Annotated in this window: 22 protein-coding genes and 3 pseudogenes; 11 read left to right on the forward strand and 14 right to left on the reverse strand. The window is 59.8% G+C overall.

Annotation, left to right across the window (positions count from 1 at the left end; translation table 11 throughout):
* Positions 1-18: 18 nt before the first annotated feature.
* The 14 genes and pseudogenes from ACFQAU_RS04340 to ACFQAU_RS04405 form a co-directional block, all read right to left on the reverse strand.
* Positions 19-1,209 (reverse strand): acetyl-CoA C-acyltransferase, encoded by a 1,191-nt coding sequence (locus ACFQAU_RS04340; protein WP_132444846.1) that lies wholly within the window; start codon positions 1,207-1,209, stop codon positions 19-21.
* Positions 1,210-1,232: 23 nt separating this feature from the next.
* The gene (locus ACFQAU_RS04345) at positions 1,233-2,693 is read right to left on the reverse strand and encodes an aldehyde dehydrogenase family protein (RefSeq protein WP_132444844.1); all 1,461 of its coding nucleotides are present in this window, start codon (positions 2,691-2,693) and stop codon (positions 1,233-1,235) included.
* A gap of 17 nt (positions 2,694-2,710) precedes the next feature.
* Entirely contained in the window at positions 2,711-3,106 is a 396-nt protein-coding gene (locus ACFQAU_RS04350; RefSeq protein WP_067627552.1) for a carboxymuconolactone decarboxylase family protein, read from the reverse strand.
* Positions 3,107-3,142: 36 nt separating this feature from the next.
* Positions 3,143-4,315, reverse strand: a complete 1,173-nt coding sequence (locus ACFQAU_RS04355) for a CaiB/BaiF CoA transferase family protein (protein WP_132444842.1) — start codon at positions 4,313-4,315, stop codon at positions 3,143-3,145.
* On the reverse strand, positions 4,312-5,184 hold the full coding sequence (locus ACFQAU_RS04360; RefSeq protein ID WP_165935567.1) for an NAD(P)-dependent oxidoreductase: 873 nt from the start codon (positions 5,182-5,184) through the stop codon (positions 4,312-4,314). Before ACFQAU_RS04360 ends, ACFQAU_RS04355 begins: the two co-directional genes overlap by 4 nt.
* Before the next feature lies 1 nt (position 5,185).
* Positions 5,186-6,427, reverse strand: coding sequence for an acyl-CoA dehydrogenase family protein (locus ACFQAU_RS04365; protein ID WP_430981517.1), 1,242 nt, complete (start codon positions 6,425-6,427; stop codon positions 5,186-5,188).
* Positions 6,428-6,543: 116 nt separating this feature from the next.
* Positions 6,544-7,341, reverse strand: coding sequence for an SDR family NAD(P)-dependent oxidoreductase (locus ACFQAU_RS04370; protein WP_206054306.1), 798 nt, complete (start codon positions 7,339-7,341; stop codon positions 6,544-6,546).
* On the reverse strand, positions 7,338-8,528 hold the full coding sequence (locus ACFQAU_RS04375; RefSeq protein WP_132444836.1) for a mandelate racemase/muconate lactonizing enzyme family protein: 1,191 nt from the start codon (positions 8,526-8,528) through the stop codon (positions 7,338-7,340). The genes ACFQAU_RS04370 and ACFQAU_RS04375 overlap by 4 nt, the downstream gene beginning before the upstream one ends.
* 36 nt (positions 8,529-8,564) lie before the next feature.
* Complete coding sequence (locus ACFQAU_RS04380; RefSeq protein ID WP_132444834.1) at positions 8,565-10,169, reverse strand: GMC family oxidoreductase; 1,605 nt, start codon at positions 10,167-10,169, stop codon at positions 8,565-8,567.
* Positions 10,166-11,626 (reverse strand): dipeptide ABC transporter ATP-binding protein, encoded by a 1,461-nt coding sequence (locus tag ACFQAU_RS04385; protein WP_386283800.1) that lies wholly within the window; start codon positions 11,624-11,626, stop codon positions 10,166-10,168. The genes ACFQAU_RS04380 and ACFQAU_RS04385 overlap by 4 nt, the downstream gene beginning before the upstream one ends.
* Positions 11,616-11,882 carry a hypothetical protein gene (locus tag ACFQAU_RS04390; RefSeq protein ID WP_386280798.1) on the reverse strand — a complete coding sequence of 89 codons (267 nt, stop codon included), beginning with the start codon at positions 11,880-11,882 and terminating at the stop codon, positions 11,616-11,618. Before ACFQAU_RS04390 ends, ACFQAU_RS04385 begins: the two co-directional genes overlap by 11 nt.
* Positions 11,882-12,730, reverse strand: a complete 849-nt coding sequence (locus tag ACFQAU_RS04395; RefSeq protein ID WP_386280801.1) for an ABC transporter permease — start codon at positions 12,728-12,730, stop codon at positions 11,882-11,884. The genes ACFQAU_RS04390 and ACFQAU_RS04395 overlap by 1 nt, the downstream gene beginning before the upstream one ends.
* Positions 12,731-12,796: 66 nt before the next feature.
* Positions 12,797-13,712 (reverse strand): annotated as a pseudogene (locus ACFQAU_RS04400) (ABC transporter permease).
* A gap of 132 nt (positions 13,713-13,844) precedes the next feature.
* Positions 13,845-15,374 carry an ABC transporter substrate-binding protein gene (locus ACFQAU_RS04405; RefSeq protein ID WP_132444830.1) on the reverse strand — a complete coding sequence of 510 codons (1,530 nt, stop codon included), beginning with the start codon at positions 15,372-15,374 and terminating at the stop codon, positions 13,845-13,847.
* A gap of 197 nt (positions 15,375-15,571) precedes the next feature.
* On the opposite strand from ACFQAU_RS04405, the gene ACFQAU_RS04410 reads away from it, so the two are divergent.
* From ACFQAU_RS04410 to ACFQAU_RS04460, 11 genes and pseudogenes are all read left to right on the forward strand, one after another.
* On the forward strand, positions 15,572-15,943 hold the full coding sequence (locus ACFQAU_RS04410; RefSeq protein WP_386280806.1) for a LysR family transcriptional regulator: 372 nt from the start codon (positions 15,572-15,574) through the stop codon (positions 15,941-15,943).
* Positions 15,940-16,458 (forward strand): LysR substrate-binding domain-containing protein, encoded by a 519-nt coding sequence (locus tag ACFQAU_RS04415; RefSeq protein WP_386280809.1) that lies wholly within the window; start codon positions 15,940-15,942, stop codon positions 16,456-16,458. Before ACFQAU_RS04410 ends, ACFQAU_RS04415 begins: the two co-directional genes overlap by 4 nt.
* A 237-nt stretch (positions 16,459-16,695) precedes the next feature.
* A complete protein-coding gene (locus tag ACFQAU_RS04420) occupies positions 16,696-17,106 on the forward strand; it encodes a GFA family protein (protein ID WP_132444826.1) in 411 nt (136 codons plus the stop codon).
* A gap of 60 nt (positions 17,107-17,166) precedes the next feature.
* Positions 17,167-18,292, forward strand: a pseudogene (locus tag ACFQAU_RS04425) (IS3 family transposase).
* Positions 18,293-18,478: 186 nt separating this feature from the next.
* Positions 18,479-19,461, forward strand: a pseudogene (locus ACFQAU_RS04430) (IS1595 family transposase).
* 202 nt (positions 19,462-19,663) lie between these two features.
* On the forward strand, positions 19,664-20,782 hold the full coding sequence (locus ACFQAU_RS04435) for a lysylphosphatidylglycerol synthase transmembrane domain-containing protein (protein ID WP_165935565.1): 1,119 nt from the start codon (positions 19,664-19,666) through the stop codon (positions 20,780-20,782).
* Positions 20,783-20,881: 99 nt separating this feature from the next.
* Positions 20,882-21,529, forward strand: coding sequence for an MFS transporter (locus ACFQAU_RS04440; protein ID WP_386280814.1), 648 nt, complete (start codon positions 20,882-20,884; stop codon positions 21,527-21,529).
* Positions 21,529-22,038, forward strand: coding sequence for an MFS transporter (locus ACFQAU_RS04445; protein WP_386280817.1), 510 nt, complete (start codon positions 21,529-21,531; stop codon positions 22,036-22,038). Before ACFQAU_RS04440 ends, ACFQAU_RS04445 begins: the two co-directional genes overlap by 1 nt.
* Complete coding sequence (locus tag ACFQAU_RS04450; RefSeq protein WP_132444820.1) at positions 22,035-22,619, forward strand: gamma-glutamylcyclotransferase family protein; 585 nt, start codon at positions 22,035-22,037, stop codon at positions 22,617-22,619. Before ACFQAU_RS04445 ends, ACFQAU_RS04450 begins: the two co-directional genes overlap by 4 nt.
* A 338-nt stretch (positions 22,620-22,957) precedes the next feature.
* Positions 22,958-24,086, forward strand: a protein-coding gene (locus ACFQAU_RS04455) for an IS3 family transposase (protein ID WP_386280820.1) whose coding sequence is annotated in 2 segments (ribosomal slippage) — positions 22,958-23,202 and positions 23,201-24,086 — 1,131 coding nt in all. Because the reading frame shifts where the segments join, the coding sequence is not laid out codon by codon here.
* Between the two features lie 79 nt (positions 24,087-24,165).
* Positions 24,166-24,432 carry a hypothetical protein gene (locus ACFQAU_RS04460; RefSeq protein ID WP_386280823.1) on the forward strand — a complete coding sequence of 89 codons (267 nt, stop codon included), beginning with the start codon at positions 24,166-24,168 and terminating at the stop codon, positions 24,430-24,432.
* Positions 24,433-24,680 lie beyond the last annotated feature (248 nt).

Raw genomic sequence — 24,680 nt, forward strand, 5'->3', positions numbered from 1 at the left:
CCCTTGCCCCTTCCCCGTTCATTTCAACCGTTCGATGATCACTGCGATGCCCTGACCAAAGCCGATGCACATCGACAGACAGCCATAGCGCCCGCCGCTGGCCTCGAGCTGCCGAAGCCCAGTGAGCATGAGACGCGCGCCTGACGCACCAAGCGGATGGCCCACGGCAATGGCGCCGCCGTTTGGATTGAGCCGGCTGTCATCTGGCGAGAGGTCGAGCGCCTTGCAGCAGGCGAGCACCTGCGACGCGAAAGCTTCGTTGATCTCGATCACATCCATTTGCTCAAGGGATAGCCCTGCCCGGCTGAGCGCCTTAGGGATGGCCAGCGCGGGGCCGATGCCCATCACTCGAGGGGCCACACCCGATACAGCCCCGGCGAGGATGCGCCCGCGTGGCGCGGGGCCAAGGCCGTTCTGGCCAATCAGCAAAGCCGCAGCGCCATCATTGATGCCTGACGCATTCGCGGCGGTCACGACACCCGCCGGGTCCAGCGGCCGCAGGCTGGCCATCTTTTCCAGCGTGGTGTCCGGGCGCGGATGCTCGTCCTCGGCCACGGTGGTGACCGCGCCTTTGCGTCCAGCAATCTCAATCGGGATCAACTCGCCGTCGAAGAACCCACCTTTGCGAGCGGTTTCAAAACGGCGCTGGCTGTTGGCGGCAAAAGCGTCGCAGGCTGCGCGTGTCAAACCGTAATCGGCGGCGAGATTATCGGCCGTTTGCGGCATGCTGTCCTGTCCAAAAGCCGCCTGAAAACGTGGATTGGGGAAAGGTTTGCCCGCAGTCGCATCATGAATTTCCCCCTGACGCGACCAAGCGGTCGCAGACTTCCCCATGACAAAAGGCGCACGGGTCATGCTTTCAACACCGCCTGCAACAAACAGTTCACCCTCACCGACGGTCACCGCCCGCGCCACATCCAGCGCGGCAGACATGCTCGATCCACACAGCCGGTTCACTGTCTGTCCGCCGACCGCTTCCGGCAGGCCGGCGAGCAGTGCCGAGAAACGCGAAATATTGCGGCTGTCCTCGCCGGATTGGCAAACATTCCCAAGCACCACATCCTCGACCCATTCGGCCTGCAAGGTGCTGCGCGACATCAGTGCATTGATGACCTGTGCCATCAGATCATCGGGCCTGATCGCCGCTAGCGCCCCGCCGTGCCGTCCGAAGGGGCTGCGGAGTCCGTCATAGATATAGGCGTCCAACATCTTCTGCTCCTTGCGGTATTGGCTCAGGCCGTGGTGAAACGGCCAGCTTCGGCCATCGCATCGATCGAGGGCATCACTTTGACTTCAAGATATTCCTCCAGCCCAAAGGCACCGCCTTCGCGTCCGTTTCCGGAAAGTTTGAAGCCCCCGAAAGGCGAGCCATAGGCCGCGCCCTGTCCGTTGATCGCCACGACCCCCGCGCGCAACTGGTTGGCCACGCGCTGCGCCCGAGCGGCGCTGCCGGTTTGGACATAGGCTGCAAGGCCGTAGTCGCTGTCATTGGCGATGCGGATGGCGTCTTCTTCGGTTTCAAAGGGGATGATCGAAAGCACGGGGCCAAAGATTTCCTCGCGAGCGATGCGCATGTCGTTGTTCACATCGGCAAAGATAGTCGGCTTGGCGAACCAGCCTTTGGCCAACCCTTCTGGCCGCCCCAGTCCGCCCGCCAAGAGCCGTGCGCCCTCGTCAATGCCAAGCTGGATCATTGACTGCACCCGATTGAACTGCATCTCATCAAAGAGCGGGCCGATATGGCTGCCTTCCTTGGCCGGATCATCCACCACCTGCGCCTCGGCGGTCTGGCGCGCTAGATCGACGACCTTGTCATAGCAACTGCGTTCCACCAACATGCGCGTCGGCGCGTTGCAGCCCTGACCTGTGTTGAGAAAGCAGCGCGTGACCGACGCCGGAACAACCGTTTCCAGATCGGCATCGGCAAAGACCAGATTGGCCGATTTGCCTCCCAATTCCAATGCCACGCGCTTCACGCTCTCGGAACTGTCGCGCGATACCATGGCCCCGGCGCGGGTCGATCCGGTGAAAGACATCATCGCTACATCCGGGTGGCGCGACATGGCGCTGCCCACATCGGCCCCATCACCAAAGACAAGGTTGAACACGCCGGCGGGGTAGCCTGCTTCATGCACGCACTCGGCAAAGATAACCGCCGACAGTGGCGTGTGCTCAGACGGTTTAAGCACGCAGGTCGCCCCGGCGGCAAGCGCCGGCATCACCTTTTGTGCGATCTGGTTAATTGGCCAGTTCCATGGCGTGATCAGACCGCAGACACCGATGGGTTCTTTGCGGATGATATCGCCATTTGGCAGCGTGTATTCTTCCTCATGCGCCTCTAGCGCTGCGATATAGGCGGCGGCATGACGCGGCCCGCAGCCGGCTTGCGCGTTGCGCGCCAATGTCATAGGAGCGCCCATCTCCTGACTGATCGCCCGGCCCATGTCGTCAGTGCGGTCTTCCAGCGCCTTTTGCAGCGCGCGCAGATATCCCAGACGTTCGGCCTTGGAGCTCAGCGAAAAGCTGGCAAACGCGCGTGTGGCGGCGGCGACGGCATGGTCAACATCTGCGGCACTGCCCAGAGTGACGGTGCCGAACTGCGCCTCCGTGGCGGGGTTCATAATTGGGAAGGGCTTGCCGCCCTGCCCTGCGACCCACGCGCCGTCGATGTAATGTTTATCGACTGTGATCATGCCGTCCTGATGTCCGTTCACTTGGCTGCAACCTCCAGAAGACCGCGTTCTTCCAGTACCTTGCGGGCATGGCGGAAACATTCCAGCGACTGGGGCACGCCGCAGTAGATGCCGATGATGTGCAAGATCGAACGGATCTCTTCCTTCGTGACGCCGTTGTTGATCGCGCCGTTACAATGGATCTCCCATTCGTGCATCTTGCCCAAAGCGGCCAGCATCACGAGATTGAGCATCGAGCGGGTCTTGAGGTCGATGGTGTCATCGCCCCAGCCAAAGCCCCAGCACCAGGCGGTCATCGCTTCCTGAAACGGCAGCGAAAAGTCATCGGCTGCCGCGAGGTTCTTCTCGACATACTCTGCGCCGACGACCTTCTTGCGTTGCTGAAGGCCCAGTTCGAAAAGTTTCTCGTCCATTTGTCTATTCCTTTTGCTTTGTGCCTGCAGGGGTGGTCAGGCGACCACGCCATCCGCATAGAGTGTGTCAATCTGGTCGTTGCCGTAGCCCAGCTCCGTGAGGATCTGGCGCGTGTGCTGGCCGACGGTGGGGGATTGGGCGCGATCATCGCCCGGAACGAAGGCCGGCAGGCCGGGGATATTCGGCACCGGCCAAGGATCATTGGCACCGGCTTGCTGCAGCCATGAGAAAACGCCAACAGCCTCGGCCTGCGGATGGTGTACAAGCTCGCGGTAGGTCTGCACGACCTCGTTCTGCAATCCTGCCTTGCTTAGCAGGTCCGACAGTTCCGCCGTTTTCCAGCTTGCGGTGAAGCGGCGCACGTAGTCGTAGAGGAAGTCGATATCCTCCAAGCGTCCGGCAATGGTGTGATACTTCTCGTTGGCCCAAAGATCGTCCAGCTTCAGCAGGTCGCAGAACACCTTGAACTCGCGGTCGCGCACGATGTTGATCTGGATATGCCCATCGCTGGTCTGAAAGGTCCCCGAGGGCGCGGTGGAAGCGCGTCGCGGCCCGGTGCGATAGCCGCTCAGCAGACGCACGGCCTGAATGCTGGCTGCCGCTTCGAGCAGGCTCACTTCGATCTTGCGGCCCTCCGCCCCATCACGTCGCGCGTAAAGTGCAGCGGCCAGTGCTTGTTGCGCATAAAGCCCTGTGGACATGTCGAAATAGCTGACCGGTGTGTGGTGAGGCGTACCGTCGGTCCCCGTGTTTTCTGCAACGAAACCGCTGAACGCCTGCAACATCGGGTCCATCGCGGGCCGGTCGCGCATTGGGCCGCATTGCCCGAAGCCAGATACCGACACATAGATCAGCCCCGGATTGAGCGCGCGCAGCCGTTCGTAGCCATAGCCCAGCCGTTCGGCAACGCCCGGACGGTAGCCCTCGATAAAGACATCCGCCTGCGCAATCAGTTTGTCGACGATCTCGCCGCTGGGTTCGCTCTTGAGGTTCATCGCCAGGGCCCGCTTGCCGGTGTTGGCAACGATGGAATAGGCCGTGTGATCGCCAAAAACGCCCCCGATCAGGCGGGCCCAATCGCCCCCATGCGGTTCGATCTTGATCACGTCAGCGCCCTGCTGGGCCATCAGCATGCCGCAATAGGGCCCTGCCAGTCCTTGGGAGAGGTCAACGACCTTCAGCCCTTCATATGGTCGTTCATAGCTCATGACCGGTTCCTCTTTTCCAAAACCTCAAACACGCGGGTGAAGTCCGATTGCGGTGGCAGACTGTCTTCAACAAGGTTCCAGACCTCGGCCACGCGTTCGCCCATCAGGTTGGAGGTGCCCGCCTCTTTCACGAACTCGTTGTAGAGGCGGACGTCCTTGTTTAGCAGTTCCGCGAAGAAGCCTGCGTCATACGTGCCGGGCAGGACGCGATTGGGGAACTTGTCCTCAATGGCCGTATTATTACCGGTCGAGACCTTCACCACGTCGAGGATGGTTTTCATCTCGACCCCATGCGCCAAGCCAAACAACACCGCCTCGGAGGAGGCCGCCATGGCCGTGGCCGACAGGAAGTTGTTCAAAAGCTTCACCGCCTGCCCCTGTCCGGGCGTTTCACCGACATGGAACGTATTCTTGCTGAACAGATCGAGGATTGCCTGATGCCGCTCCATTTCGGTCTTAGGACCGGACCAGATGATGGTGATCGCAGCCTTGAGCGCGCCTTGCCGCCCGCCGCTGACCGGCGCATCGACATAAGTCATGCCCGCGCCTTCGATGGTGGCGGCGGCCTGTTTTGCGGCGGCGGGGCCGATGGTGGACATGTCGATGATGACCTTGCCCGCGACATTCGGCAGGGCGGCGATATCGTCGACGACAGCGTTCACGATCTTGCCGTCGGGCAATGACAGGAAGACCGTGTCGGCACCCGCAACAACCTCGGCAAGGCTATCTTTGGCGGTGCCGCCCTTAGGGGTTCGGTCCGGCACCCGGTCATAGCACAATACGGGGGTGTCGCCCTTGCAAATGAAGGCGCACATGGGTTCGCCCATTTGGCCCAACCCGATGAAACCGATGGTTTTAGGAGCGCTCATTTCAAACCCTTTCATTGGTGTAAGGCTTCAGTTCCAACCGGGCGATCTGGTTCTGGTGAACCTCGTCCGGCCCGTCCGCCAAGCGGATCGCGCGGGCCCGTGCATAGGCGTAGGAGAGACCGAAATCGCTGGAAATCCCGGCGGCACCGTGGACTTGGATTGCCCAGTCGATGACCTGCGCAGCCATGCGCGGGGCGACGACTTTGATCATGCCAATGTCTTTGCGGGCCTCTTTATTGCCGACCTTGTCCATCCGGTCCGCGGCCTTGAGCGTCAGCAAACGCGCCTGATCAATCATAATGCGGGATTCCGCGATCCGCTCGCGCGTGACGCCTTGATCGGAAAGCAGCTTGCCGAAGGGTCGCCGCTCGAGCGCACGTTTGCACATCTTCTCAAGGGCCACTTCGGCCTGCCCGATCATGCGCATGCAGTGGTGGATGCGTCCGGGTCCAAGCCGCCCTTGAGCGATCTCAAAGCCGCGCCCTTCGCCCAGCAGGATGTTTTCCGCAGGCACGCGAACATTGTCGTAAAGGATCTCGCCATGCCCATGCGGCGCGTCGGAAAAGCCGAAGACTGGGATCATCCGCTTGATCGTCAGGCCCGGTGTGTCACGCGGCACTAGGATCATGCTCTGTTGGCGATAAGGTTCGGCCTCTGGGTCAGTTTTACCCATCACGATGAACAGTTTGCAGCGCGAGTCGCCCGAACCTGAGGTCCACCATTTGCGCCCGTTGATGACGTATTCATCGCCTTCGCGGGTGATGGTCAGGCTGATGTTACGCGCGTCCGAGGACGCGACATCGGGTTCTGTCATGGAAAAGCAGGAGCGGATTTCGCCCGCCAAAAGCGGCTCCATCCACTCTTTCTTCTGCGCCTCGGTGCCAAAACGTTCCAGCGTTTCCATATTCCCGGTATCGGGTGCGGAACAGTTGAACACTTCCGCCGACCAAGGTGCGCGACCCATGATCTCGCAAAGCGGTGCATATTCGAGGTTGGTCAGTCCGCCACCCCGTCGGCTCTCGGGCAGAAAGAGGTTCCACAACCCGGCCTCGCGGGCCTTGGGTTTGAGCTCTTCGATGATCGGTACGCCGCCCCAGTTTTCCCAGTGCTCGATGCCGTGGCCCATTTCCTGGAGCTGCTGATTGTGAAGCTCCTGATTGGGGTAGATGTGCTCTTCCATGAAGGCGTTGAGCCTGTCGCAGAGGTCTTTCACCTTGGGGCTGTGATCGAAATCCATTGATATTACTCCTTTATTTTCCGGCCCGCGGCCGTTTTCAAGGTGCAAGAGGCCGCGGCCTAAAGTCGGCCGTTGCGCTACCTCCTGCAGCTTGGGTTCAGTTTTTGCTCAGAAACGCGGCCTTATGGCCCGACGATGGTTGTCCCCCCGTCCACGACGATGACCTCGCCGGTGATGAACCGGGCCGATGGTCCGGCCAAGAAAGTCGCCACCCCGCCGATGTCTTCCGGCGCGCCAAGTCGCCGGACCGGGGTCCGCGCAATACGGTCATCGCGCAGGCTGTCGTTCTCCCAAAGGGCGCGGGCGAAATCGGTCTTGATCAGCCCCGGCATGATGCAGTTGACGGTGATATTCTTCGGCCCCCACTCCACCGCGAGGGATCGCGTGACACCGACATCCGCTGTTTTCGAAATGCCGTATGCCCCCAGGGTAGCCGAGCCACGTAGACCGCCGATGGAGGAAACGATGATGAACGCCCCGCCACCCGCTTCGGCCATATGCGGCATGGCGGCGTTGGCGAACCAGATCGCACTGTGGACGTTGGAGGTCATTACTTTGTTGAACGCCTCGTCAGTTAGGTCGGCGAGCGGGCCATAGATCGGGTTCACCGCCGCGTTGGCGACGAAAATGTCCAGACGGCCCCATGTGTCATGGGTCTTGGCCACCAAGGCTTCACATTCGTCGCGACGCGAGATGTTGCAAGCCACGGCCATCGCCTCGCCCCCGGCATCGCGGATTTCCTGTGCGGCGGCTTCGCAGGCCTCAATCTTGCGGCTGGCGATGGCGACCTTGGCGCCCATGGCGGCAAGGTGGTGCGCGATGGACAGGCCGATCCCTTTGCTGCCGCCAGTCACGATGGCGACTTTGCCTTCAAGCGAGAATGGGTTCTTCATGGGGTTGTCTCCAGTCGTTTGGGTCATGCTGGCGTGTCCTTCATCCGCAGTTGCAGACGTTCGCCGGTGTAAGGATTGGCCTCGGCCACGGCTTCATCGAGTTCGACACCCAATCCCGGCGCGGTCGGTGGGATGACATAGCCGTCTTCCCAGTGGATCGGGGTCTTGAGAATTTCGGCCTGAAAGCCGCCCCATTGCTCGATCCCCTCCATGATGAGGAAGTTCGGGCTACAGGCAGAAACCTGAATGTTCGCCGCACCGACCAGCGGGCCGCAGAACAGATGCGGTGCGATTTGGGCGTGAAAGGCCTCGCCCATGGAAGCGACCTTCTTGGCCTCCAGAATGCCCCCGACCCGGCCGAGGTTCATCTGCAAGATCGACGCAGCATTCTGGCGCAGCAGATCGGCGAATTCGTATTTGGTGGTCAACCGCTCGCCTGTTGCCACAGGGATGCGGGTCCCGGCGGCGACGAGAGCCATGCCAGAGATGTTGTCAGGCGGTGTCGGCTCCTCGAACCAGAGCGGATCGTGCGGCTCCAACTTGCGCGCGAGGCGCAGCGCGCCCGAGGGGGACATCTCGCCGTGGGTGCCAATCAGGATATCGCAGCTTGCGCCCACCGCCTCCCGGACACGCGCCGTATAGCGGTCGGCAAAGTCGAGGGTCTCCATCGAAAGCTGGCGGGGATCAAAGGCAGTATAGGGCCGCGCCGGATCGAATTTCAGGGCCGTGAATCCTTGGGCGACATATTCCAATGCCCGCTCTGCCGCAGCGTCCGGATCGTCATAGACCTTCTGGTTCGACGCGGCATCGGGGGCGGCATTAAGATAGGTGTAGCTGCGCAGGCGTTCATGCACTTGCCCGCCGAGCAATTCATAGACCGGCTTGTCGAGCGCCTTGCCGATGATGTCCCACAGGGCCATCTCGATGCCGCTGAAGATGCCCATGACCGTCGGATCCGGACGCTGGGAAAAGCCTGCCGAATAGACCAGTCGGAAGTGGCGTTCGATCTTGAAAGGGTCCGTGCCTGCGAAATGGCGCTCGAACATGTCGTCGATCATCGCGGTCAGCGCCTTGGGATGAAACGCCACGCCGTAGATTTCGCCGTAGCCCACTGTGCCGCAATCGGTGGTGACCTTGACGAAGACCCAGTAAGGACCGCCCCGGTGAATGGATTTATTGCCGACCACGAAGGTCTTAATATCCTTGATCTTCATCTGCTTGCTCGCTTCTTGGGTTCGATGTGGGTCATGTCAGGCGATGTCCTCGAGGATCATGTCAGCGGCTTTTTCACCAATCATGATGCAGGCGGCATTGGTGTTGGCCGAAACCAGTGTCGGCATAATCGAAGCGTCCGCCACCCGCAGGCCGGTCAGACCATGCACCCTGAGCCGCGGGTCGACCACGGCGCCCGTGTCCACTCCCATGCGGCAGGTAGAACTGGGGTGAAAAATTGACGAACCATTGGCACGAACGTAGTCCAGCAGGGCATCATCGCTGGTCACATCACGACCGGGCAACATTTCCTCGCTGATGTAATCGGCCAAAGACGGTTGCGCCGCGACTTTGCGGACCAGTTTCATACCGGCGACCATGGTGTCGCGGTCGATGATTGCATCAAGGTAATTCGGCTGGATCGCCGGTTTCGCCCGATGATCCGGACCCGTGATCCGGACATGGCCACGGCTTTCTGGGCGCAGCTGACACATGGTCACGGTGAAGCCTGAAAACGGGTCCAGTGTGCGGCCGCGTTTCTGCGCGCTGTAGCGCAAGAAGTGGAATTGCACATCCGGGGTGTCGCATTCCGGGCGGGTCTTGGCAAAAACGCCGACCTGGCCCGCGCTGAGCGACATCGGGCCGCTGCGGTCCTTTAGCCATTGCAGCGCGACCCCGACCTTGCGCGGCCAGCTGCGGACCTCGTCATTGACGGTGACAGGCTGCGCGCAGCGGTAGGTGCTGCGGCAGGTGTAGTGGTCTTGAAGGTTCTCACCGACCTCTGGCAGATCATGCTCCACATCAACGCCAGCCCTGCGCAGCATCTCGGCGTCACCGATGCCCGAAACCTGTAAGATCTGCGGCGAGTTTATCGCCCCCGCCGCCAGCAGCACTTCGCGCCCGGCGCGCAGGGTTTCGACCTTGCCGCCCTGTTCGACCTCGACCCCAACCACGCGGGTGCCTTCGAGGATCAGACGGCGTACAAGCGTGTCGGTCTGCACATGTAGATTGGGCCGTTTGCGGGCGGGTTTCAGATAGGCTGTCGCTGCACTGCTGCGCCAGCCGTTACGGGTGGTGACCTGAAAGTATCCGGCACCTTCCTGCTCACGACCATTGTAATCGGGATTTGGTGGAATGCCGGCCTCATCTGCCGCGGCGATATAGGCGTCGCACAGCGGGTTCGCACTTGCGCGGCTGACACCGAGCGGGCCGTCGCGACCATGGAATTCCTCGTCGATATCGTCGATCGACGCACCCTCGGCCCGGCGGAAGTAAGGCAACACATCTGCATAGCTCCAACCCGGATTGCCAAGCTGCCGCCAATGATCAAAATCCGCCGCCTGCCCCCGGGCATAGACCAGCCCGTTGATCGAACTGCAGCCGCCCAGCACCTTGCCCCGCGGCCAGTCAAAGCGCCGACCGGCAGATTGCGGCACATCTTCGGTCTGGTACTGCCAGTTGATGCGCGTGTCATCCATCGTGCGGTAGTAGCCAATAGGGATGTGGATCCAGGGGTTCAAATCGCGCGGTCCGGCCTCAAGCAACAGCACGCGCAAGCCCGGCTTGGCCGACAAGCGATTGGCCAGCACGCAGCCGGTCGAGCCCGCGCCGACGATGATGAAGTCATAAGCCGCGTCGCTCATATCTCGGCTACCTTATGTCCACCCGACAGGGTCTGTGGTGCAAATTCGGCCATGTCGGGTATCTCCCAGCCCTGCCCCGGTTGCGCAGCGATCAGTGCCTTGGTGTATTCATGCTGCGGGTTGGTGAAGATGCGGCCAACGCCGCCCCGTTCCACCACTTCGCCATGCTTCATCACCAGCACTTCGTTGCAAATCTGCGCCGCGACCCGCAGGTCGTGGGTGATGAAGATTACGGTAAGGCCAAGCCGGTCGCGGATGTCGTTGATCAGCTTGAGCACCTCACGCTGGATCGATACGTCCAGCGCCGACACCGCTTCATCCGCGATAAGCACCTTGGGATTGACCACAAGTGCGCGTGCGATGCACAGGCGTTGGCGCTGACCGCCCGAGAACTGGCTGGGATAGCGGTGAACGGAATATTTTGGCATCTGCACGATTTCGAGCAGTTCATAGACTCGCTTCCACGCTTCTTCGCGCGGCATTCCGAAATTGATCGCGCCTTGGATCAACTGGCTGCCGATGGTGCGGCGCGGATTGAGCGAGCCATAGGGGTCCTGAAAGACGATTTGAATGTCCTTGCGGTGGCGGCGCAACTCGGCAGCGGTCTTGCTGGCAAAGTCCACACCCGAGATGTTGATTGCCCCGCTGTCGGGGTCAATGAGACGCATCAGACAGCGCACCAGCGTGGTCTTGCCCGAACCGGATTCGCCCACAATGCCCAGTGTCTCGCCCCGGCGCACCTGAAAGGAAATATCGTTCACCGCGGCGACGGTCCGGCTTTTCTTGAACATGCCGCCTGAGGTGTGAAAGGTCTTCATCAGCCCCTGCACGTCAACAACAACCGGGTTTTCCGAGATTGTCATCTCGCGGTCTTCGGCACGGCGCGGCACCGCGTCGATCAGCGCACGGGTGTAGGGGTGTTGCGGATTGTTCAGCACCTCATCGGCGGTGCCCTGCTCTACGATCTGGCCGTGGCGCATGACAACCACACGGTCGGCGATCTCGGCCACCACACCAAAGTCATGGGTGATGAACATGATGCCGGCGTCGTGTTTAGCGTTGAGCTGTTTCAGCAGATGCAGGATTTGCTTTTGAGTCGTGACATCCAGCGCGGTGGTCGGCTCGTCCGCGATCAGGAGTTTGGGGTCCAGCGCCAGCGCCATGGCGATCATGATCCGCTGCCGCTGGCCACCTGAGAGCTGGTGTGGGTATGAGTTGAACAGCCGCTCGGGGTCCGGAAGCCGCACCTCATCCAGCAGCTTCAACGTGCGCTCACGCCGCTCTGCCGCATCAAAGGACCGGTGGACGCGCAAGACCTCTTCGATCTGGTTGCCGACGGTATAGGCCGGGTTGAGGGCGGTCATCGGCTCCTGAAAGATCATCGCCATACGGTCGCCGCGAAGCTTGTTATGCTCGCTTTCGCTGAGTTTCAGAACATCGCGTCCGTCAAACTCGATCTCCCCCGGTCACCTTCAGGCTGGAGGCCAAGAGCCCCATCGTGGCCAGCGACGTGATCGACTTGCCGGAGCCGGATTCACCCACAACGCAGAGGATTTCCTTGGGCCGGACGTCAAAGGTCAGGTTCTCGACCGCGTTGGCGCGTTCCACCTGAACCGGCAAGGCCACCGTGAGGTTGCGGATCGAAAGAATTGGCTTGGTCGAATTGGTCATGTGCTCACCGATCTTGCCAGAGTGTTTCATCAGATTGCCCATCAGCTGCGGTCCTCCGGGGCGGTCACGTCGCGCAGCCCGTCGCCGAGCAGATTGATTGCCAGCACCAACATAAAGAGCGCGGTCCCCGGCACGGCGATCAGCCAACCGTCAAAGAACATCAGCCCCTTGGCGTCCGAGATCATCAGCCCCCAACTTGGTGTGGGCGGCTGCACCCCCAACCCGAGGAAGGACAGCGCCGCTTCGAGCAGGATGGCGTGGGCCATCTCAAGGGTGGCGATCACGATGATATGGTTAGAGATATTGGGCAGGACATCACTGAAAAGGATACGCGGTGTGGAACTTCCCAAAGCCTGCGCCGAGGCCACGAAATCCAGCCCCCGCACCTGCTGGGTCGCACTGCGCACCACCACCGCGAAACGGTCCCAGATCAGAAGGCCGATCACCCAGATCACCACCGTCAGCGAAGACCCGACAATGCTGATGACGGCCAGCGCCACCAGAACCACCGGCATCGAAAGGCGCGTGGTGATGATAAAGTTGATCACCATATCCACCCGGCCGCCGAAATATCCGGCACAGATGCCCAGGATGGTGCCGATCACTCCCGAGATCAGCATGGCGGAGAAACCGATCATCAGCGAGATCCGCGCGCCATACATCAGACGGGAAAGGTAGTCGCGGCCCAGATGGTCCGTGCCAAGTACATGGTCCCAAGTTGTTTTCGGGCTATCGAACCAAACCGGCGGGATCAGCTTGCGCGACAGCATCTGCGCATAGGGATCATGCGGTGCGATCAGCGGCGCCAGGAGGGCCACCAGAACGATTACAGCGATGACAAAGCCGCCGAGCATCAATCCGCGATGGGTCTTCGCATGTTGGAACATCATCTGCCGGGGGAGCGAACGAGCGCTTCGCTGGGCATCGTGGGGGCGTTGTTTTGCAGCGTGCTCATATCATCCGATCCTAATCCGCGGGTCCAGCCAAGCGTTCAGAACGTCGGCGAGGAAGGTGAGTGCGATGTAAAAAAGCTGAGAACCAGCACGATGGCCTGCATCATCGGCAGGTCCGCCCGTTGGATCGACTCCCAAGCCAAGAAGCCGAGGCCGTTGATCGCAAAAATCGTCTCGATCACGATGGACCCGCCCAGCATGAAGCCGAACTGCACGGCCGCCAGTGATACCACCGGGATGATTGCGTTGCGCAGCGCATGTTTGAACATCAGCGAGAAGCGACTGACCCCCTTGGCGCGGGCAGTCCGAATGTAGTCGGAACGCAGGACTTCCAGCATTCCTGCTCGGGTCAGGCGCATGACGCCCGGTGTGATGTAGTAGCCAAGGGCAATGGAGGGCATGACGAAATGCAGCCAGGTATTGCTGCCAGAGACCGGCAGGATGCGCCAATTGATGGCGAACCACAGCATCATCGTCAGCGCGAACCAGAAGCTGGGCATCGCCTGCCCCACCACGGCCACGGTCAGGGCAAATCGGTCAAACAGACTGTTGGGTCGGATCGCCGCCAACACCCCCAAGGGGATCGAGAGGACCAGCGCAAAGACAAGTGCGCTCAGTCCAAGTGTCATGGTGGTGGGCAGGCGTTGGAAGATCTCATCTGCAACCGGCTGGTTGAGGTAATGCGACTGGCCCAAGTCCCCTGCAGCGCCCCGGTTAGCCAGTTGAAGTACTGAACCGGGATAGGTTTGTCGTAGCCATAAGCCTCGCGAATGGTCTGTAGGTCCTCTTGGGTGGCGCTTTCGCCCGCAAGGGCAATGGCCGGATCCCCCGAAAGGAAATTGAGCGAAAAGGTGAGCGACGACACGGTCAAAGCGACGAGTAGAGCCGTCGATATTCGCCTGAGAAGGAATGCAAGCACCGGTCAACCTCGATTGTTAATGCTGTGGATATTGGGTTTGCCCCGTCTGCGGATACCCAGGTTCTGGGTACCCGCAGGTTTGGGGAGCCTAAATGGGGCGAAGCCCATACGGCCCCGCCCTCAAGCGGCGTGTTACTTCCAGCTCGCCTCATAGAGACGGGGGATCTCATCCGCGGTGGGCGTGAAGTTGAGATCATTGGAGAACACGTAGTATTTGGCGTAGGTGAACATCGGCAGCCAATAGACTTCTTCGGCGATGATATTCAGCGCCTCTTGATAGGCCTCTTTGCGCACTTCGGGATCGACCGAGGTATCACCGCGCGCCAGCGCTTCGGCAGTGCGCGGATCCTTGGCCGGATCATCGCTGCTGCCCGAGAAGAAATGGCTGGTGATCGCCGCGACATCGGGGATCGAACTTGAACCCCAGGTCATGTGGTTCACCGGGGTCTCGCCGTTCTGAACTTTTTCAAGCAGCGAGCTGTACTGCAGCCAGTTCAGATTGGCCTGAATGCCAACCGCCGCCAGATCGCCGATCACCGCTTCGGTGAACTCACGCTCTCGATAGCCATAAAGGTCGAACTTGAAACCGTCCGGGTATCCCGCCTCAGCCAACAGCTCTTTGGCCTTTTCCGGGTTATAGTCATAGTGCGGCACATCCTGAGAACAGGCAAACTGCTCAGGGTGGCAGGCGGAATGGATGGCGACAGAGGCCGGGCCGACCAGTTCTTTTGCAATGGCTTCGCGGTTGATGGCATGGGCAAAAGCGGCGCGGACCTTTTGATCTGTGAAGTAATCCTGACCAGAACTGCCATCGACATCAAAGGCCAGATAAGAAATCCGCAGCGTCTTTTCGTTGACCACCTGCACCTGTCCGCTTTCCTCAAGACGCAGAGCCTGCTCTTTCGGCACGTCCCATGCCCAATCGAGCCCGCCTGTCATCAGTTCGGCCAGTTGGGTGTTCGACTCGCCAATTGTCCGGAAGTTGATGTTGCCAATCTGAGGAGTGCCTTTCGGCCCGTCGGCAAAATACTGGTCATTCTTCGCCCAGTTGACGTATTTACCCGTTCTCACATCACTGACCGTATAGGGGCCCGTCCCGATTGGCGTCACCTTCGACAGGTCCCGAGTGCCATCTGCACCGATTGTTGAATTTTCGTAGTAGCCTTCGGGCATGATCGAGATTTCATTCGCCAGATAGGCAAAGGCGTTCGGGAAAGGCTGAACCAATTCCAGACGAACCTTGTACTGATCGATCTTGGTCGCGCCTTTCATCCAGTTGACGACAGACTGTGCAGGAACGCCATTGGCTTCGTCCGCCAAAAAATTGATCGTATAGACAACGTCATCCGCATCAAAGGTACTGCCATCGTGGAAGACGACGCCCTCACGCAGATCGAACTCGACCTCAGTGTTGCTTTTCCACTCCCACGAGGTGGCCAACAGCGGGTCAAACTCGCCGGTCTCATTGTTGAAAAGGACAAGGCCGTCCCACCCCATATGCCCCATGATGACGAGTTCACGGGTCACGCTGAAATAGGGGTCGACAACGGCGACTTCCTTGTCGGTGGCCCAATTCAATGTGTCATCCGCCTTACCGGCCATCGCCGGCATGGCGGTGCTGGCCAAAAGGCTCGCAGAAAGCGCAAGGTACATCGGTCTCATCAGCGGTCTCCTCCCAGAGATATATTGGCACTCATTCCTACCGAAAGCTGCCTCCCTGCAGCTCCCGATTTGTGCCTGTGCGACCGCCTGATATTTATCTGACTGGTCGATCTTGTAGAAACTTTGCTTAGGGCTGGGCATAAAGCAAATTCTAAATTAGCATCACATCATAACAAAACCTGATGGGGTCGAATTTCATGCTACGATTTAACATTCGGCAGATCGAGGCGTTTCGCGCAGTGATTGAAACTGGAAATATGACTCAAGCGGGCGAAGTGCTTGGCGTCACCCAGCCCGCCATCAGCCGCCTGATCCGCGACCTTGAAGAAGAGTATGGTCTACAGCTGTTTGCCCGTCATGCCGGCCGCATCGACCCGACCAAGGATGCCATTGCTCTCCATGCGGAAGTCGAACGCTGTTACGGAGAACTGGAACAGATGGTCAAGTTCGCCACTGAACTCGGCGCTCACCGCAAAAAGAGACTGCGCCTCGCCTCTACCGTCGGGCATTCGTATTTTTTCTCCCCGAGGTCATCAAGACTTTTCACGCGCGCTGGCCAGATGTGGTGATCAGCTTGGTTAGCGGGCCATCGCCTGAGGTCGTCGAACATGTGGAAAAAGGCAGATGCGACATCGGGTTGGCGCTTTTGCCGCTTAATGTCCACGGTGTGGCCATCAAGACGATGCCCGAGACCAACCTTGTCTGTGTAATGCCAAAGGACCACGCTCTGGCCAAATTGAACTCCGTTGCGCCGCAGGATCTCAAAGAGACCCCTCTGCTACTGATTTCGGAGAGCAGCCTAATGCGAAAGCGACTGCTGAAAGCGTTCAACGAGGCAAATGTCACGCCAAACGTCATTCTGGACTCCACCTACACAGGCCCAATCTGCAGCTTGGTCGCGAGCGGGATGGGCGTGTCGATCATGGACATTCTGACAGCAGACGCCTATTCGAACCTTGAGATCGAAATACGTCCCTTCAGCCCCAGTATACCCTGTGAATTGAAGCTGGTGCTACCCGAGTCGCAGGTGCTGGCGCCGCCCGCGCAAGCGTTCGTGGAGATACTGATGGAAAGTGCCCGCTGAGCGGGCGCGATTACCGCCTTTATAGGTCTAAGCCCGCCTTTCGCGCCACCTCGATCCTGCCCGCCAGATTACCCGCAATAGAAGATAATCCGTTGCCGCAGCATCGTTAACGCCTATCGCCCGTTTCCGGTCCTTAGCGGCCCTTCGTGGTGAGCGCGGCGAAGGTCCGCTTGGAGCCCATAGTCACAGAGGAAGGCCTGTGAGATATTGGTAAAGTCCTGAAGGCTTGAGGGTAATATGGCAGATGAAATTACGGCTACCTGCCTCTGTGGCGAGGCACGACTGATATGTGGCCGTCCATTGGGAACGGGCAGCTATTGCCACTGCACGGATTGTCGTAAATCCACTGGCGCTGCATTCAGTGTCGCCGTCCCTTTCGAAGCAAGCGGCTTTCAAGTCATGTCCGGTAGAATTAGTTCGTTCACTAAGGTTTCGGACGCGGGAAGAGAGTTAACCCGTAACTTTTGCCTCGGATGCGGTGCTCCACTATTCGGAACATCTAAACACCTTCCCCAAACCGTTTTTGTGAAAGCTGGTGTGATTGACGATCAATCCTATGTTCTACCAACACACGAGAGCTGGTGTCAGTCAAAGGTCGAATGGTCGATGATAGGGCTTGATCTACCTGCGCACCTATATGGAAAATGACCTGCTCCCCTGAAAAGTCCGGTTTTTGAGTTAGCCTGTTCTCTCAAAAGGAGACAGACGATGAAGAGAAGCCGTTTCAGCGAAGAGCAGATAATCGTGATATTGAAGGAGCATCAGGCTGGGCTTGGCGCGAAGGAGCTTTGTCGCAAGCATGGCGTCAGTGATGCGACGTTTTATAAATGGCGATCTAAGTATGGCGGCATGGAGGTGTCCGACGCGAAGAAGACGCGAAGAAGTTGAAAGCGCTGGAAGCTGAGAATGCGAAACTGAAGAAACTTCTGGCGGAACAGATGATGGATGTCTCAACGCTCAAGGAGATGTTGGGAAAAAACTTTTGAGGCCCGGTTCACGCAGAAGCGCGGTGACCTGGGCCATGACAGAGAAACGATACAATCAGAAGCGGGCGTGCGCCTTGGCTGGGATCGACCCGCGTGTTTATCGGCGTACGTCGAAGCGGCCAGCGGATACTGATCTGCGAGATCGGTTGAAGGATCTGTCGTCTGAGCGGCGGCGGTTTGGTTATCGTCGTCTGCACATCCTGCTCAAACGCGAAGGCTGGCAAGTAAACTGGAAAAAGCTGTACCGGATTTACCGCGAAGAGGGATTAACAGTCCGTATACGTGGCGGTCGCAAGCGTGCAGTGGGCACCCGAGCGCCGATGGCGATCCCGCAGGGGCCAAACCAACGGTGGTCGCTCGACTTTGTGTCCGACAGCCTGTCCTGCGGTCGCCGGTTCCGCATTCTGAACGTGATCGACGACTTTAGCCGCGAATGTTTGGCTGCCGTGGTCGACACATCGCTCTCAGGCGACCGTGTGGGTCGTGAGCTGGACCGCATTGCTGAGATGCGCGGCTACCCCTGCATGGTGGTCAGCGATAACGGCACAGAGCTAACTTCGAATGCGATCCTGAAATGGCAGGAAGAACGAAAGGTTGACTGGCACTACATCGCACCGGGCAAGCCCATGCAAAATGGGTTCGTGGAAAGCTTCAACGGGAGGATGCGGGATGAATGTCTAAACGAGCACCTGTTAGACAACCAGCGCCATGCCCGCCAGTTGATCGCTGCGTGGCGTACCGACTTCAACCACCACCGCCCACACACAAGCCTCGCTGGCCTGACGCCAGTCGAATATGCTAACAGGTCAGAAGAGGACCAAAACCTGAACAGAGCTAACCTAAATTAGCGGACTCAATGGGGAGCAGGTCACCTGACTTAGCTGATCTTTTCCGCCATTCCGCCGCATTTTGCGCGATTTTTCACGTTTATTCTTCGCCGAACACGCACCGGGCCAATATTGCACGACAGGCGGAACGAGCGGAGAGTCCTGTTGATCACCGAACTGAAATTTATTCCAGAAACCTGGAAGCGGATGCCGAGCGAGATGCACGCGCGAAACTTCCTGGAAGGTATCATATGGTCGACTGGCAGGCACTGTCCGCATTGTGGGTCGATAGGCAACTCGGCGCTAAGCGGCCGGACCTGCCGACCGGGCTCTTCCAGTGCCGAGACTGCTGGCTCCAGTTACGGTCACCATGCTCACCCCGATGCACGGCATTGAGCTCGATCTGCATATCTGTATCTGCTCGATGTTCCTTATGCTAACATCGAGAAAGGGCATCTCCTCGGTCGTGATGGCACGGCTGCTCGGGGTGAACCAGAAGACCGCCTGGAAGATGGGGACACGACATCAGGGAAATGATGGACGAGTGCAACGCCGAGCTACTGCCATTAAAGGACATCGTCGAGGTGGACGAGGCATATGTCGGGGGAGCCCCGAAATCCCTTTCAGGGGCCTACTATCCACGCGGCAAGGGCACCGGTAAGCCGATGATTTTCGTAGCAGCCTCTCGGGACGGGCAAGCGCGCGTCAAGGCCGTTTCTGATGACAAAAGGGCAACGCTCGAGCCGGTTCTCTTGGAATGGTTTGCCCCGGGGACAACGAGGCTAATGGCCGATGGAAGCAAGAGCTACCGGGGCCTGGGAAAAACCATGGCCGACCACCAGTATGTGATCCACAGCCAGAAAGAATATGCCAACCCGGAAACCGGCACCCACGCGAACACGGTCGACGCGGAGATCTCCCAGATGCAGCGTGCTCTGTTCGGCATCTACCACAACATGGGGCGACAGCACCTCCAGCGATACCTCGACGAGATCGTCTGGCGGTGAAACCATCGCGACCCCGTCCGGGAAGTGGTCAAGCAATGGACCACGAAAGCCGGTGCAGGGCGGTAGAAATCTACGACGATCTGGGAGCCGATCCCGGCGTTCGACCAGATCCGCGTCTTGCTTCGGGGAACTGCCGATAAGCAACTCCGGCGCTCGAAGGAATACGGGCCATGCTGGCAGTGATGGCTGCCCTATGCACTGTTGGTCGAGATATCCCGATAAGCGTGTCAGAGAATCGAAGCGCGGTGTCGGCGTCGAGCCTTTTAACAACATTTGCGAGAGACCTTCTTTTCTTCAGTCGACACGTTAACTTTATCGCGAGCGCCCCGTTGAGCACCTTGACGGCATACTACAGAAGATATTCTGTCCCTTTTCAGGGGCTGACTTGCCGGAAAAGATAGAACATCATGACCTGCCGGGCTGGTCCGGTCGCAAATCCCGCCTTATGGAGCCGAGCACCCGGTCTAAAGGCGGGACGCGCCGTCTTGTCTCGCGATGGCTGCCGCCGTTCGTCGGCGGCGTCGTCGCATTGGCGTTGATCTTCTGGCTCTATCGCGACCTCGACTTCGGTCGTTTTGTGGAAGGGCTCGGCGCGGCCCATGCCGGCTGGATCGCGATGCTGGGGCTGACGATCCTGCTTGAGCAACTCGTCAACGGCTGGAAGTGGCGGCAGATCTTGCATGACGTCAAGCCGGTGCGGACACTGCGGCTGACCAGCGCGCTGCTCGCGGGTTACGGCGCCAATGTGCTGGTGCCGCTCGGGATCAGCCCGCTGGTGCGCTCCTGGCTGATCGCGCGGATGGAGGACCTGAAGATGGGCACGGTGCTGACCACCACGGTCCTCGCGCGGTTCATCGACGGTGTCGTCTTCGCGCTTTTCGCCGGGCTGGTGGCGATGGCGGGAAAGATGCCGCAGATCGCGGGCAACCTCGAGCTCGGCCTCGCCGTCGCCGGCGCGTTGAACTTCGCACTTTTCGGCACTCTCCTCTGGGCGATGTTCCGGTTCCGCGCGCTCTTCGCGCGCGAGGGGCCGCTGATCTGCCGGCTCTTCGACTGGGTGGCGAAGTGGTTCCGCGCGAACGGCGCCGCCCTGCGCGGATCGCTTTGCGACGGCGTGGTGTGGCCGCAAAGCCGTTGGCATCGGCTGAACGTTCTGATCGGCGCGGTGGCGGCCAAGCTGGTCTCGGCCACACATTACCTCTGGGCGGGGCTGGCTGTGGGCGTGGTTCTGGCGCCGTTCGACTATCTCTTCCTGATGGTCTTCGCCGGCTTCTCGCTGGTGCTCTCGCGTTTCGTGCGGGTGCCCGGCGGCTTCGTCATCGGCTCGGCGCTGGCCTTCGATCTCCTCGGCGTGCCAGAGGAACAGGCCTTGCTGATGATCCTGTTCAACTGGATGATGTCGATTATCCTCGTCGTGGGAGTCGGGCTCATCGTGCTTTGGCAATCGGGCATCGACATCCGCCGCGCGCGCATTGAGGCGGAGGCCGCCGATATCCGTGTCTGAAGCCGCCCCCATCCCGGCGAGCGTGGCCGCTTCTGGCGCATCGCCGGCGCGGGCGCCGCGTTTCAGGCCGGCGCCTCGGCGATCGATTCCGCGACCATCGTGGCGAGCCTTGTTTTCCAGCTGACCGGCAGCGCCTTTGCCGTGGGCTTCGCCAGCGCCGTGCTGCGCCTGGGCTGGCTTCTGCCGCAGCTCGTCGTGGGCTTTCTTGCCGAGCGGGCCGAGCGGCGGATGCCGTTCTACGTCTTCGGCGCCTATGGCCGGGCGCTCATGGCCGGGTTGATCGCGCTTTTGCTTTGGTTCGGTGGCGGCCTGTCCCCGGCCCTTCTGGGGGTGGCGTTCCTGGCGCTCTGGACGGTCTACGCCTTCGTGAGCGGCGTCGTTGCCGTGCCCTACAATGATATCGTCGGGCGTTCGATCCGCTCCGAGGCGCGCAGCCGGATGCTGGCCTGGCGGTTCTTCGGCGGCGGGATCTTCGCTCTTGGCGTCGCGGCCTTCGTCAGCCTCAGCCTCGACATCCTCCCGAACCTTCAGGCCTATGCTTTGATCTTTGGGCTCGCGGCGATGCTCCTGATCCTTTCATCGACGCTCTTCGTCTCGGCCGGAGAGCCGCCCATGCCGCCGCGCCAGGACGGGCAAGAGACACCCGGGGACGTGCGCTCGTTTCTCAGGGGCGGCTGGCATGTTCTGAGCGGCGATGGCCGCTTCCGCCTTTTTCTTTATTCGCAATGGCTGGGGGCGCGACGCTGATGGCGCTGCCCTTCTACGTCGTCGCGGCGGACAAAAGCGGCGTCACACCGGCGGATGTGGGACTGCTGCTTGGCGCGCAGACCGCCGGCGCTCTTGCCTCGAACCCGGTCTGGGGCAAGCTCGGCGACAGCGCGGGCAAACTTCGAATGCTGCAAACCGTCGCGGCCATCAGATTGCTGCCGCCACTGATCGTCCTTGTCCTGCTCGGGCTGGGGGCGGGCGTTGTCGGCTACATGGCGTTGTTCGTGGTGATCGGCGCGATGATGAACGGCGTGACCATCGGCTATCTCGGCTATTTGATGGAGATCTCTCCCGACGATCGCCGCCCCGCCTATTCCGCCTATTTCAACGCCATGGCCTCGCCCGCGGCGCTGCTGCCGCTCTTTGGCGCAGGGCTCGTCTCGCTGGTCTCGATCCAGGCGGTGTTCGTCGCCGCCATCCTCGCCGCGCTGCTGCAACTGGTGCTGCTTCTGCGCATATCTAAACTTGCGCCGAATGGAACCCGATGATCGCCTTCCGCCGTTTCCTCAAGCGCCTGTGGCTGCCGATTATTCTGCGGAGCTGGCCGCTGGCGCGGCTCTGGTATCGCGGCTGGGGCTTGCAGCTTGATGGTCATCCAGACGACGAGGTCTGGTATTTCGCCTTCGGCGCCAACATGAACGACAGCGTTTTTCTGGACCGGCGGAAGATGACGCCCCTGGAATGGCGCGTCGGCCGCCTGCCGGGCTATCGGCTGCGCTTCAACCTGCACGGGCGGCCCAAGGGATTGTCCGCCCCGGCCAATATCGCGCCGGACCCGGAGACGGAGGTCTGGGGCGTGCTCTACCGCATGACCCGCCGCGACATGGTCTGGCTGCACTCGACCGAAGGCGTGCCGGGCTGGCGATACTATCCGGTCTGGCTCGATGTCGAGGATCGTGAGGGCAACAGGCTCCGCGCCTTCAGCCTGATCGCCGACGGGTTGCCCGAGGACAGCAATCCGTCGCTGCGCTATATCACTTTGATCCGCGAGGGGGCCGTCCAGCACGGTTTGCCTGAACCCTGGATCGAGAAGCTGAACGCCGTCCGGCACGCCGAGGTCATGCGTTAGTCGGAATCGGAACAAGGATGATTGTAGACTTGGGTTGTGCTCCAAGCCGAAGGAGCTAAGACGCTGCCTCCCACAGTCATCCTGACCGATGGAGAGGACTTCGATGTAATCGAAAGGCCGGAAACCCCAAGGAAACTTCCGTCAGGAGAAGAAAGCCCCGCCCCTCTCACGATACCGACGCATGCGAGCCAGCAGGGTAAGCGACTGGTCGGCTTTTCTGTCCTTACAGAAGGCAACTTGAACAACAATCACTTCTATCTGCTTGATGTCTGGGCTGGACCTGTCGCGTATTTGTGCCGCTCCTTTGATAGCATTTACTGCAACAAAGGAGACTGACTATGGGATTGAAACGGACGGACGAATTTCGCCAAGATGCGGTGCGGATCGCGCTGACCAGCGGGCTAACGCGTAAGCAGGTGGCGGATGATCTCGGCGTCGGTATGTCGACGCTTAACAAATGGATCACCGCGCACAGAGACACAGACGTGGTGTCGAAAGAAGATTTGAGCCTTGCTCAAGAGAATGACCGGCTTCGGCGTGAGAACCGCATTCTCAAGGAGGAGCGGGACATCCTAAAAAAGCAACGCAGTTCTTCGCGAGCCAAAAGCCGTGAGGTTTAGGTTCGTGGAAGAACACCGGGATGCGTTTCCGGCAGCGCGCCTGTGTCAGGTTATGGATGTCAGCATGCGCGGTTTGCGGGCTTTCCGCAGTCGGCCAGCCAGCCGCAGACAGCGGTCTGATCTGGTGACGCTGGCACATATCAAAGAACAGTCCCGTCTCAGCCTGGGCAGCTACGGCAGGCCGCGGATGACGGAAGAGCTTAAGGAGATCGGCTTGGATGTCGGGCACCGCCGTGTTGGCAGATTGATGCGTCAGAACGGCGTATCTGTTGTGAGAACACGCAAACATAAGGTGACGACCGACAGCGATCACAAGTTCAACATTGCGCCCAACCTATTGGATCGGAACTTCACGGCGGATCAACCAAACCAGAAATGGGCCGGTGACATCAGCTATGTCTGGACGCGCGAGGGCTGGTTGTATCTGGCCGTGATCTTGGATCTGCATTCCCGACGCGTCATCGGCTGGGCTGTGAGTAACCGCATGAAGCGTGACCTCGCGATCCGGGCGTTGAAGATGGCCATCGCGTTCCGGCAACCACCCAAAGGCTGCATTCATCACACGGATCGTGGGTCGCAATATTGTTCACACGACTACCAGAAACTCCTGCGCCAGCACGGGTTCAAGGTATCGATGAGCGGCAAGGGCAATTGCTATGACAACGCGGCGGTCGAGACGTTCTTCAAGACCATCAAAGCAGAGCTGATCTGGCGGCATCCTTGGGAGACAAGGCGCAAGGCTGAGATGGCGATCTTTGAATACATAAACGGGTTCTACAATCCGCGCCGCCGCCACTCAGCATTGGGTTGGAAAAGCCCTGTCGCTTTCGAGCGAAAGGTGGCTTAAACGAGCACTCGGAGCGGCACAAATACGCGACAGGTCCAGCCAAGTTGTTCCGACGACGGTTAAGAACAAGGAACTTCAGATGTCCGACGCCGAGTTGGACAAGCTAATCCGTTACCTCCTCAAAATCCAAGAAGATCGCTGCGCCATTACTGGCCTGTCATTCCAGTTCCAAGGTGCGCAAACGGATAACAACATGTTGCCTTCCTTGGACCGTATCGACAGCAACGGTCATTATGCCAAGGACAATCTGCAGATCGTGTGCCGCTTCATCAATTTCTGGAAGCAGGCTTCTGACGACGCCGAGTTCCGGCGTCTATTAGGCTTGGTCCGGGATGTGGGGGCCTGAGGCAAGGTAGGGCGGATAAACGATCTGCGCGTCAGGCATACAGTGTAATCGGCGTCGCAAGCCCAATTCCCCCCAGCCCGCGGCATTTCCAACGTGAAAGGCGGCAAGCTTCCCTTCGCCGAGCATGGTATGAGTGACCGCTATTTGCTGTATAGTGGAAGGTCGGTGCGCCCCCCAACCCTGCCCGATGGGGATAGCACACCTCCAATCATCAGCCATCATGGTACAAGAACTGCCTACAACCCTAC

It is taken from the genome of Sulfitobacter profundi (genome assembly GCF_042661425.1).
Taxonomy (GTDB): domain Bacteria; phylum Pseudomonadota; class Alphaproteobacteria; order Rhodobacterales; family Rhodobacteraceae; genus Sulfitobacter; species Sulfitobacter profundi.

Excerpts from the sequence above, each read along its gene's own strand:
- ACFQAU_RS04395 (WP_386280801.1), bottom strand. The coding sequence starts at position 12,730 with ATGATGTTCCAACATGCGAAGACCCATCGCGGATTGATGCTCGGCGGC.
- ACFQAU_RS04405 (WP_132444830.1), bottom strand. The coding sequence starts at position 15,374 with ATGAGACCGATGTACCTTGCGCTTTCTGCGAGCCTTTTGGCCAGCACC.
- ACFQAU_RS04420 (WP_132444826.1), top strand. The coding sequence starts at position 16,696 with ATGGCAGATGAAATTACGGCTACCTGCCTCTGTGGCGAGGCACGACTG.
- ACFQAU_RS04375 (WP_132444836.1), bottom strand. The coding sequence starts at position 8,528 with ATGAAGATCAAGGATATTAAGACCTTCGTGGTCGGCAATAAATCCATT.
- ACFQAU_RS04380 (WP_132444834.1), bottom strand. The coding sequence starts at position 10,169 with ATGAGCGACGCGGCTTATGACTTCATCATCGTCGGCGCGGGCTCGACC.
- ACFQAU_RS04345 (WP_132444844.1), bottom strand. The coding sequence starts at position 2,693 with ATGATCACAGTCGATAAACATTACATCGACGGCGCGTGGGTCGCAGGG.
- ACFQAU_RS04460 (WP_386280823.1), top strand. The coding sequence starts at position 24,166 with ATGTCCGACGCCGAGTTGGACAAGCTAATCCGTTACCTCCTCAAAATC.
- ACFQAU_RS04340 (WP_132444846.1), bottom strand. The coding sequence starts at position 1,209 with ATGTTGGACGCCTATATCTATGACGGACTCCGCAGCCCCTTCGGACGG.
- ACFQAU_RS04390 (WP_386280798.1), bottom strand. The coding sequence starts at position 11,882 with ATGGGCAATCTGATGAAACACTCTGGCAAGATCGGTGAGCACATGACC.
- ACFQAU_RS04370 (WP_206054306.1), bottom strand. The coding sequence starts at position 7,341 with ATGACCCAAACGACTGGAGACAACCCCATGAAGAACCCATTCTCGCTT.
- ACFQAU_RS04360 (WP_165935567.1), bottom strand. The coding sequence starts at position 5,184 with ATGAGCGCTCCTAAAACCATCGGTTTCATCGGGTTGGGCCAAATGGGC.
- ACFQAU_RS04450 (WP_132444820.1), top strand. The coding sequence starts at position 22,035 with ATGATCGCCTTCCGCCGTTTCCTCAAGCGCCTGTGGCTGCCGATTATT.
- ACFQAU_RS04445 (WP_386280817.1), top strand. The coding sequence starts at position 21,529 with ATGGCGCTGCCCTTCTACGTCGTCGCGGCGGACAAAAGCGGCGTCACA.
- ACFQAU_RS04410 (WP_386280806.1), top strand. The coding sequence starts at position 15,572 with ATGCTACGATTTAACATTCGGCAGATCGAGGCGTTTCGCGCAGTGATT.
- ACFQAU_RS04355 (WP_132444842.1), bottom strand. The coding sequence starts at position 4,315 with ATGAGCTATGAACGACCATATGAAGGGCTGAAGGTCGTTGACCTCTCC.
- ACFQAU_RS04350 (WP_067627552.1), bottom strand. The coding sequence starts at position 3,106 with ATGGACGAGAAACTTTTCGAACTGGGCCTTCAGCAACGCAAGAAGGTC.